Origin of the sequence: Thermovibrio sp., from assembly GCA_015488335.1 — a bacterium.
In the GTDB taxonomy this organism is placed as follows: Bacteria; Aquificota; Aquificia; order Desulfurobacteriales; family Desulfurobacteriaceae; genus Balnearium.
Map to the genome: position 1 here is coordinate 44,435 of WFNZ01000020.1, position 10,083 is coordinate 54,517.

Here is a 10,083-nt window from a genome sequence, read left to right on the forward strand (position 1 = left end):
TCTTCTCCTGAATTCGTAGTCCATTATTCTACCAGCTGAGTTTAAACCGAAGCCCTGTATAGTTGATTGAGGAGCTCCCCACACCTCCAAGGAGTTCCAAACTGCACCTTTTTCCCGGTTTCAGAATAATTCCAAGACCGAACTCCTGAGCAATGTATTCTCCAGAGAACCTGTAGAGTCTGTCGTAGATTAGCCGGATTTTTGTTGAGAACCTGGGAAACTTCCAGAAGTTTAAAGGTCTTTCTAAAGAAGCTGTAGCGTAGCGGATTCCCCTCTCTCCCGGTCTCAGTGCAAGGCCAACGTCCCTGTAAAACTCCTTCAAGTTAAAGGTTGAAAAGGAGTTTGAAAAGACCCTGTATTCCACAGAAATTCCCGTTCCAAAGAGAGAACCCCTTATGCCGAAAACAGCTCCCCAGTCTCCTCTGTGGCCGTGTCCCCACTCTTTTACGCCGCCAACGGAGAAGTTCTCCCGTCTCAGGAAGAGTGAGAGGGCCGACTGGGTGGAGCTCCCGTTGAAAACCGCTACGTAAGAAAGGTTTTTGTAGGAAAGAATGGAAACTCCGTGGTCCTGACTTCCTCTCCCACTGTCAAGCCTGTGGTAAAAGAGAGAGGCTATCAAACCGTTAACCTTGTAGGAAACACCGGGAAGGTAATCTGAAAAGAGTGGTTCAACTGTAACCGGCTGAAGACCGACACTGTAGTTTCTCCCGAATGTATAGAGCTCCTCAAGGTGCCACAGTTTCCCGTGGCTCCTCTGGTAGAGGAAGTTGTCTGAAGTATTTCCCCAGACGACGTAGTCAAACTTTGAGTTCTTTCCCGTTGAAACCTTGAAACGGAAGTTGTCTGTATAGGCAGTCAGCTTATAGGCTGAGTGCCAGAACCCTACGTGCTTATACTCAGCCCAGCCCTCATACTCAAGCTGTGCGGGGTAGGGCTTACCTGGAAAGTCTGCGTATTCGCCGATAACATCAAAGTAGTTTTTCAGCTTAATGCTTAAATTCCCGTAACTCTCTGGAAGTTTCACTCCCCATCTGTAACCGCCGAAAAATGCGTAGGTTCCATCGCTGCCAAGAGCACCCTTTAAAAAGAGAGCTCCCCCCTTTACCGGGTAGTCAACCTCTCCTCCCGCCTCGTTTCCTATCAGTCTGCCAGAAGCAGTCTCAAACCTTGCAGCATAAAGGTTAATCGGCAGATTCCGGTAGCTGAAAGAGTATGAAACTTTCCCGAAGCGCAAATTTCCCAAAGTTGGCCTGAAAATGAGACCTTCACCTTTCAGGTCTTCCCTGTAACCATAAGTAGTTATCCCCTTCTGCCAGTAACCACCGGTAAATTTCAGAGAGCCCAGAGAGAGCTCCCCCCAACCGCCGTAGTTTCCGTTCTGAGAGACTACTGAAACTGTGTAGTTTTTCCCGTTTAATTTCAGGAACAGGCCGTTTTTAAATACAGCTGGAGAAGGTCCCTTAGCATCCATAATCCTGTAGCCACCAAAAGTTAAACTACCTTTTTCAACTCCAAAAACGGCTATATCAACGTCATCCTCATTCTTCCTCTCAGGTAGCAGGAACTTCCCCTCGTAACCTGCAATCTGGTTCCAGAAGAGTGAATAGCCTTTGAAGGAATAGTCAAAGCTCGCTCCCCAGAGGCTGTCTCTAAAAAGGGCAGGAATTTCAAAGGTCTGTTTACCAAGTTTCAGGTTGAGGTTTTTAAAGAGGAAACCTTTTTTACTCAGGTAGAGTTCCCCAACGTTAAAGGTTTTACCCCCTCCCGAAAAGAGAGAATCACCGTTTGATGTGAAGATGTTAACGCAGGGAACTTTAGTCGTTCCGGAGGTTACAGAGAACTTGAAGACTGTTCCCCTGCTCAGATAAAAAGTTTTACCGATGTTTAAACGGTAGTAATAACCGGTCTTCCTTCCCCTCCACTTCTCAAGACCCAGCTCCCGTCTGTAGTCTCCCTTAAGATGAACCCCGTAAAACCCGGTTTCACCGGAAATTTGGAACCCAAAAGCGGGAAGAGGAAGAAGGGAAAGGAGTAGAAGGGCGGCCGTAGTTGATTTCACTTTCCCTCCAGATTAGTTTAATTTAAACAATTCAGATTTTACGATAAAGGAATGACTATGAAACTTGTTGCCCACGTTTCTGGAAAGGAGATACTGAAAAACCCCCAGCTGATAGAACGGTTTGTAAAAGCTGGTTTGGGGGTGGAGCTCCAGCTAACTGCAGAAGTGTTAGATTCCCTCACACTCAAAGATTTCGGTAAGCTGAGAAGGCTTGCAGGGGGAGCTCCCATAACAGTCCACGCCCCGTTTATAGACCTCAACCCGGGAGCTCTTGACTCCTACGTCTTAAGGGCTACAAGAGATAGATTCTTTGAAACTGTAACAGCAGCGAGGGTTTTAAACGCCGAAGTTATCGTTTTCCACACAGGCTACCACCCCCAGAAAGTTGACCCTTTTTACAACAGCTGGTTTGAGAGAGCTCTTGAGACCTTCAAAGAGGTTACAGAAGAATGGAACGGAAAAATAGCCCTTGAGAACGTTTTTGATAGAAATCCCAAGAACCTAAAAAATTTTATAAAAAACCTTCCCGAAAACGCAGGAGTCTGTTTAGACGTTGGCCACATGAACCTGTTTTCAGAAGTTCCCGTTTCACTGTGGTTTGAGATGTTGGGAAACAGAATCTACGAGTTCCACCTCCACGACAACTTAGGACTCCAGGACAACCACTTTCCCATGGGAACGGGAACGGTGAACTACCCTGAAGTGTTCACCCAGATGGAAAAGCTGAAACAGGAGTATATTTTAAACCTTGAAAACAAAACCTATGAAGACGTTTTAAAGAGTCTGGAAATTTTAAGGAGGAACGTTAAATGGAGAGAGATATCGTTATTTACCCAAACGAAATATTAAAGACAAAGGCAGAGGAAGTTAAAGAGTTCAACGAGAAGATAATAAACCTTGTAAATGATATGTTTGAAACCATGTACAAAAGGGGTGGAGTGGGACTTGCTGCAAATCAGGTAGGCGTTCTAAAGCAGGTCGTTGTTATAGACCTCCACTCAAGGACCGAAAAGCAGGGGAAAGAACAGATAGTTTTAATAAACCCTGAAATAGTAGCCCAGGAGGGAGAGATCGTAAAAGAGGAAGGTTGCCTTTCACTTCCGGGGCTCTACAGGAAGGTTAAGAGGGCTGCCTACGTAAAGGTGAAGGCACAGAATTTAAACGGAGAGGATTTTGAGATTGAAGGAGAAGACCTCCTTGCAAGGGCTCTTCAGCACGAGATAGACCATCTGAACGGTGTTGTTTTCATAGACAGACTTTCTCCGCTTCAGAAAAGGTTAGCACTTGAGAAGTACAAGAAACTAAAGAGGAAGTACGAAAGAGAAATGGCACAGAAAAGGTAACCTGAGGAGGGAGAGATGAGGCTCTTAAAGGCCGGAGAGATGGCACAGATAGACAGGGAAACGATAGAAACCGTTGGCATTCCCGGAATTGTTTTAATGGAGAACGCCTCAAGGGGAGTTGCAGAAGTTGTCTACAGGTATGTTAAGGGGAGCTCCGTCCTCGTCGTCTGCGGAAAAGGGAACAACGGAGGAGACGGACTTGCAGCTGCAAGGCACCTCTACAACTTAGGGTACGAAGTAACAGTTGTATTAACCACTCAACCTGAAAACCTTAAAGGAGATGCCAGACAGAACTACGAGATAATCTCAAAACTTCCGGTTCCCGTTCACGTTATAGATACGTCGGAAAGACTGATAGAGCTCTACGAGCTCCTGAAGGAGTCTGAAATAGTTATAGACGCCCTTTTCGGAACCGGCCTTTCAAAACCTTTACAAGGGTTCTACGCCGACGTTGTTGACCTGATAAACAGGTCAAACAGAACGGTTGTTTCTGTAGATATACCTTCCGGCCTTTCGGCAGACACAGGGAAAGTTATAGGAAAACATGTTGTTGCAGACTACACTGTAACCTTCGCCTACCCAAAAATTGCTCACGTATTTCCACCGGCCTGTGAAAGCTGCGGAAAAGTTTTCGTTACAGACATCTCAATTCCTGAAGATGTCCCGTTCCTCTTAGGCCCCGAAAGGTATCTCTTAACAGCAGATGAGGTCCTCTTTACACTTCCACCCCGAGAGATAATGGACCACAAGTACACCTTTGGCCACGTTGCAGTAATAGGAGGTTCTGTCGGGAAAACGGGAGCTCCCTCAATGGCCGCAGAGGCTGTTTTAAGAACAGGAGCAGGCCTCTCAACTGTAATAGTTCCGGAGTCTCTCAACCAGATATTTGAGACAAAACTGACAGAGGTCATGTCAATTCCCATAAAGGACGATGGGAAGGGATACTTTGGAATCGGCGAATTGGAACCTGTTTTAGAGACGGTAGAGAATGGCAAGTTCTCGGCAGTTGTCATAGGAATGGGGCTCGGCAACAACCCCGACACCTACGAGTTCGTCAGAGAGTTTGTAAAAGAGTGCAACCTACCCATGGTTATTGACGCAGACGGAATAAACGCCCTCTCAGAGAGCCCTGAAATTTTAAAGCTAAAGGAAGTTCCAACGATCCTTACTCCCCACATCGGAGAGTTCTCAAGGATATCCAAAAAGAGCAAAGAGGAGATCCTGTCAGCTCCCTGTGAGGTTGCCCTTGAGTTCTCACAGCACTTTGGAGTAACTTTAGTCCTTAAAAGCGGAAGAACTGTAGTTGCAACAAAAGAGGGGAAAACCTACGTAAATGTTATAGGAAACCCGGGAATGGCAACGGCAGGAACAGGAGACGTTCTCTCTGGAGTGGTGGGAGCTCTCCTCGGAATGGGAATTGAAGAAGAAGATGCAGCAAAGTTCGGCGTATTCCTCCACTCCCTTGCAGGAGACATAGCGGCGGAAGAACTAACTCAAGAGAGCCTTAAAGCCTGCGACCTGATAGAGAAACTCCCTAAAGCTATTAAAAAAATAAAAGAACTTGAGAGGAACCCTAAGAAATCTGCCTCTCCCTTTGTAACGGAATTGAGAGAGATTGTGGGTGTATAAGAAGTTAGCCTTAGCTTTCCTTCTACTTGCTGGAATATTTATCGTTGGCTACTTCGGGGTCTCCGCCCTCTCCTCTTTTTCCGGAGAGTTCTACCTGAACAATCCTCTGTTTCACGTCCTCATGGCCTTAATCCTTATAGTTATAACTATCCTTTTTATACTGTTTGTCAGAAACCTCGCCCTCTTTTTCTTTCCCCACTTTAAAACCAACCTGCGGGTAAAAATATTCACAGCCTTTCTCCTCTTGGTTTTAGGGCCGGCACTCTTCTCAATATTCCTGGCTTCAGGCGTAATAAATCAGGGACTTGACAGGCTCCTGAGAATTCAGGTTAAGAGGATCGTTGAAACCTCTTACGAAACGACAGAGAACTTCTTAAGGTTCATAGAGTCTGACCTTGAGAGAAAAGAGAAACAGCTTGCCTACAGGAAAGTTTACCCGTATACGCTGAAAGCTTACGGTATAGACGGTTTTTTCAGGGAAAGTGGAAAGAGGAACGAGGAATTAGGGAACTTTCCCCTTTCTGAAGACGAAATAAAACAGATTAAAAAACTTAAATATTATGCCTTTTTTGATAAAACATCAGGTCAGGTAGTTGTATGCAAAAGGTTTGGCCACAATTTCGTCTGCGTATCCAAAAAGCTTCCCGAAAATTTAAAAAAAGAGGTTGCTCAGATAGAGGAACTCCACTCAAACTACCAGACATTAGTTGCCTTCAAAACCCCAATAAAAGCGGTCTACACCTTTACTTTCGGAGTAATGGGAATTGCAGTTCTGTTTGGAGCTCTCTGGTTCGCCCGCTACTTTGAAAGGAGAATTTCCATTCCCATTGAAGCCCTCTACAGAGCAACCGAGAAGATATCAACAGGAGACCTTTCGGTCAAAATACCGGAAGATGAAGCAACAGACGAGCTGAAACACGTAATTCACGCTTTCAACTCAATGGTAGAACAGCTCAAGCTCCTCCAGAAAAACCTTGAAGAGAACAGAAAATACCTTGAGGACGTCCTGAACGCCATCTCTCCTGCAATCATTACCTTTGACTTCTCCGGCAGGGTAATATCCTGCAACAAAGAGGCTAAAAAGCTTTTTAAACTCTCAGAGGAGTCAAAAGGAAAGTCTATATGGGACATCCTCTCAAGGTATCCAAACTTTAAAAAAGTTGTAGAAAACCTGATAGAGAACAACAAAAGCCGTGGAGAGGTAAGAGAGGAGATAGACGGAAGAGAAAAGTTCCTTACAGTTGAAGTTATAACCTCTCCGGAAGTGGGAGACAGAATCTTAATAGTTGAAGACGTTACAGAACTGGTAAGGGCAAAAAAGTCGGAAGCCTGGAGAGAAGTAGCCCAGAGAATCGCCCACGAGATTAAAAATCCACTAACTCCAATCACGCTAAACGCCGATAGGATAAAAAGGTTGTTTTCAAAGGGTAAGCTTAACGACGAAAACCTCTCAAGAGCTGTAGATTCAATTTTAGAAGAAGTTGAAGTGATAAAAAGGCTCATAGATGAGTTCAGAAAGTTTGCAAGACTACCCCTACCGGAAAAGAGACTTACAGACCTGAACGACCTGATTAAAAGCACTTTGGAGCCCTACGAGAACAGGATAAAGATCAAGTATGAGTTTGAGGAGATACCGAAAATCCCCGTAGACAGGAGCCTGATAAGGGAAGTTCTGATAAACCTTATAGACAACAGCATCTCTGCCGGAGCAACAGAAGTAAAAGTCTCAACAACAGAAAAAGACGGAAAAGTTTACATGGTCTTCAGAGATAACGGCCCCGGCATTCCGGAAGAGATAGCCGATAAACTTTTCTCTCCCTACGTCTCAACAAAAGAGGAAGGCTGGGGATTAGGCCTTTCAATCGTTAAGAAGATCGTAGAAGACCACGGCGGAAAAATCTACACGGTAGATAGAAATACCTTCGTCGTGGAGCTCCCCCTATAACCTAAACTCCTCTCAGGTTCAGTGATCTTTCCTGTTCTTTCTGTGGAGCTCCTCAAAGTTCAGAATATCCGTATACTCCCACTCCCTGTAAGCCATTCCGTAAATACCTTCTTTTGTTAGCTGGTTGAGGAGCTCCCTTTTTATGCTAAAAGTACCAAGGATTAATATCAGCTCTTTATCACTGTACTCAGGAAAAAGTTCTTTAAACCTCTCCGCTTTCTCCTTTACCTGACCTATATGCTCCTGCCTGAGAGTACTCTTAACTTCAATCAGAAAAACCTTATCCTCACAAACAACCATCACATCAAATTCCTCTCTTCTACCGTCCCTCTTCCTCTCAACATTCATCATCAAGTCAACTGGATCACAATCAAAATACTTCCTTACCACAGGCCTCGTAGCAGGGAAAATAATATCCCCAACAATTGCTCCCATCTCATTAGCGAGTTCACCCCATTGCTTATTCATACGTTTAACTTCCTTATCCATTCTATCCTTAAACTCCTTCATTTCATCCTTAAACTCTTTCATTTCTCTTTTGAGACTCTGTATTTCCATCTCTGTCTTATGCTGAACGTGACATCCTCCTACCACTAAAGTGATAGGCTTCCTGCTTCACCGTGGGATAACTTCCACTCCACAGGCGTTACTTCCCCGCAGTCCACGGGTAGGGTTTTTAGGAGTTTTCCTTCTCCCTTAAGTTTCTCTATCGCTACCTTGAGTATGTTCCTCGCAGAATTAACGTCTCTGTCTATCTCTCTACCACATTTTTGACACTTAAATGTCCTTTCTGAAAGTCTTACCCTCTGCCTATGTCCACAGAAAGAACAGGTTTGAGTGGTAGGTTCATATCTATCTACAAAGAACACAGGAATAAGAGTCGCAAGACGTTTCAGCCTTGCAGTTATTCCTCCTATCCCTGTGTTCTGAACCTGCTTTCCAAATAATCCTTCGTGCCAGCTCTTTATGTAGTCGTCTTGAACTGCTATGAGGGAGAACCTTTTGAGGTAGCTGATTACTTTGTTCTGTGTATCTTTTCTCCTGTTCTGGATATACTCCCACTCTTTCTGGAGTTTCTGCTTGGTCTTAAGGTAGTTTCTGCTGCCTTTAACTTTCCTTGAAAGTTCTCTCTGGAGCTTTTTGAGTCTTTTGGTTTCAGGAACATACCAACTTATCTTCTCTCCTGTTGACAGCGTTAGCTGGTGTTTTATCCCAAGGTCTATCCCTACTGGTTGTTTAACTTGATTTTTTTTGATTTCCTCTAAAATCCTCTTTTTCGGCAGGTAGCAGGTGATATAAAGGTAGTATCCTGAGGGTTTCTTCACAAGCAGTCCGTTTGCTATTTCACACTCTTTAGGTAGCTGGTGGAGTCCTAAGACCCTGATTTTCTTCTTTATTCCCTGTATCTTTACTCTGTTCCTGTCTCCAGAAATCTTGTAGGTTATTCCATACTGCTTTAGCGGTATACTCCTAACATCACTTTTAAATTGAAGTTTCCCTACTTTTTTCCCTTTTTCTTTAGCTCTTTTAAGCGAGATGAGGGAGTGTTTTATCCTCTCAACTATTCCCTGTCTCATCTGAGAAGAGAGGGTTTTAATCTCTCTCTTTTCAAAACCTTCTGAAGTTTTGATTTCAACTTCTTTTAGTTTCCAAGTATTTCCGTTTAGTCGGTTTTCAATGTCTGCTACAACGTAGTTATAGAGCCACTTGGCTTCAAGGAAGAGTCTGTTGAGCTTTTCTATATCAGACCTTGAAAGGTTCTGGAGTTTTAACTGATAGACACGGGCTACTTGGTGTTTCCTTTTTTCTCTGGTTTCTTTAAGTGTTTGTCTTATCTTTGCCTGTTTGAGTTCGTTCATAGTTTAAATTTAACTCTCAGAGTATTTGGTTTCAACGGCTTATGCCGTGCGATTCATCCCTGCTTTGAAGGGGAGATCGTTCTCGCTTTTTTATCGTAAACAAGCTCCATAATAGCCTTTTCCAGCCTATCTACCCTATCCGTTAAATCAGGCATCTAACGTCCTCCGGGGAAAACCAGTTACTCAACCTGAATCTATTTTCCAAATAAAGAGACCACAACAATCAGATATTCTATTCTCAGAACCTTCTATTTAACTCCCAGTTCCATGCAGTCTTAACAATATACTCAAGGTCATCAAACTTAGGTTCCCAGCCAAGTTTAGATTTAAGTTTAGAGCTATCTGCTACCAAAATGGCCGGGTCTCCGGGCCTTCTATCAGCCTCTTCAACCTTAAAATCTACACCAGTTACTCTCTTTGCCGTTTCTATAACTTCTTTAACAGAGTATCCATGACCATAACCACAGTTAAAAATTTCACTTTCTCCATCGTCTAAAAGATACTTTAAAGCCAAAACATGAGCCTCTGCCAGATCATCCACATGTATGTAATCCCTTATACAGGTTCCGTCAGGAGTAGGATAATCCGTCCCGAAAATTTTGATACTTTCCCTTTCCCCCTTAGCTGTTTTCAAAATCAGTGGAATCAAATGAGTTTCAGGATTATGACTTTCTCCTATTCTCCCTTCAGGATTAGCACCAGCAGCGTTGAAATACCTTAAAGAAACAAATTTTAAACCGTAAGCCTTACTGTAATCAGACAAAATTTTCTCAATACAGGCCTTTGACTGACCGTAAGGGTTAATAGGTTTCACAGTTTCCGTTTCCGGAATGGGAACTTTTTCAGGATTTCCATAAACAGCAGCAGTTGAGGAAAAAATGAAATTCTTTACATCATGCTCAAGCATTGCATCAAGTAAGGACAAAGTTTTAACAGTGTTATTCTCATAGTACTTTCTCGGATTTTCTACAGACTCTCCTACCTCTATAAATGCCGCAAAGTGCATAACAGCATCAGGTTTAAACTGCTCCAGAACTTCCGATATAAGATCTTTATCACCAACATCCAGAACTTCTAACTTCCCGAACAAAACAGCTTCCCTATGCCCTTTTATTAAACTATCAACAACCAGAACTTCATGTCCTAATTCACCTAAAGCTTTAACAATATGACTTCCAATAAACCCTGCTCCTCCTGTAACAAGAACTTTCAATATTTCCTCCTTAATAGGCTCCCTTACCTTTAATC

General features: G+C 43.6%; 8 protein-coding genes. 4 read left to right on the top strand and 4 right to left on the bottom strand.

Translation table 11 applies throughout. From position 1 onward, the window contains the following. Window positions 1-28: 28 nt before the first annotated feature. On the bottom strand, window positions 29-2,059 hold the full coding sequence (locus F8H35_RS01940) for a hypothetical protein (protein WP_472571888.1): 2,031 nt from the start codon (window positions 2,057-2,059) through the stop codon (window positions 29-31). Window positions 2,060-2,110: 51 nt separating this feature from the next. Between F8H35_RS01940 and F8H35_RS01945 the strand changes: the two genes are divergently transcribed. From F8H35_RS01945 to F8H35_RS01960, 4 genes are read left to right on the top strand one after another with little or no spacing between them, the layout of a single operon-like run. Then, the gene (locus F8H35_RS01945) at window positions 2,111-2,908 is read left to right on the top strand and encodes a sugar phosphate isomerase/epimerase family protein (RefSeq protein ID WP_472571889.1); all 798 of its coding nucleotides are present in this window, start codon (window positions 2,111-2,113) and stop codon (window positions 2,906-2,908) included. Beyond that, window positions 2,869-3,402: a peptide deformylase gene (gene def / locus F8H35_RS01950; protein WP_472571890.1), complete on the top strand. Its 534-nt coding sequence runs from the start codon at window positions 2,869-2,871 to the stop codon at window positions 3,400-3,402. Before F8H35_RS01945 ends, def begins: the two co-directional genes overlap by 40 nt. Window positions 3,403-3,417: 15 nt before the next feature. After that, window positions 3,418-5,031 carry an NAD(P)H-hydrate dehydratase gene (locus F8H35_RS01955; RefSeq protein WP_472571891.1) on the top strand — a complete coding sequence of 538 codons (1,614 nt, stop codon included), beginning with the start codon at window positions 3,418-3,420 and terminating at the stop codon, window positions 5,029-5,031. Then, window positions 5,024-6,976, top strand: a complete 1,953-nt coding sequence (locus tag F8H35_RS01960; RefSeq protein WP_472571892.1) for an ATP-binding protein — start codon at window positions 5,024-5,026, stop codon at window positions 6,974-6,976. Before F8H35_RS01955 ends, F8H35_RS01960 begins: the two co-directional genes overlap by 8 nt. A gap of 18 nt (window positions 6,977-6,994) precedes the next feature. Here F8H35_RS01960 and F8H35_RS01965 read toward each other — a convergent pair whose 3' ends face one another. The 3 genes from F8H35_RS01965 to galE form a co-directional block, all read right to left on the bottom strand. Next, window positions 6,995-7,534, bottom strand: coding sequence for a DUF8196 domain-containing protein (locus F8H35_RS01965; protein WP_472571893.1), 540 nt, complete (start codon window positions 7,532-7,534; stop codon window positions 6,995-6,997). A gap of 35 nt (window positions 7,535-7,569) precedes the next feature. Next, a complete protein-coding gene (locus tag F8H35_RS01970; RefSeq protein ID WP_472571894.1) occupies window positions 7,570-8,835 on the bottom strand; it encodes an RNA-guided endonuclease InsQ/TnpB family protein in 1,266 nt (421 codons plus the stop codon). Between the two features lie 238 nt (window positions 8,836-9,073). Beyond that, a complete protein-coding gene (gene galE / locus F8H35_RS01975) occupies window positions 9,074-10,048 on the bottom strand; it encodes a UDP-glucose 4-epimerase GalE (protein WP_472571896.1) in 975 nt (324 codons plus the stop codon). Window positions 10,049-10,083 lie beyond the last annotated feature (35 nt).

Coding starts and splice junctions, on each gene's coding strand:
- F8H35_RS01945 (WP_472571889.1), top strand. CDS start 2,111: ATGACTATGAAACTTGTTGCCCACGTTTCTGGAAAGGAGATACTGAAA.
- def (WP_472571890.1), top strand. CDS start 2,869: ATGGAGAGAGATATCGTTATTTACCCAAACGAAATATTAAAGACAAAG.
- F8H35_RS01955 (WP_472571891.1), top strand. CDS start 3,418: ATGAGGCTCTTAAAGGCCGGAGAGATGGCACAGATAGACAGGGAAACG.
- F8H35_RS01965 (WP_472571893.1), bottom strand. CDS start 7,534: ATGGAAATACAGAGTCTCAAAAGAGAAATGAAAGAGTTTAAGGATGAA.
- F8H35_RS01970 (WP_472571894.1), bottom strand. CDS start 8,835: ATGAACGAACTCAAACAGGCAAAGATAAGACAAACACTTAAAGAAACC.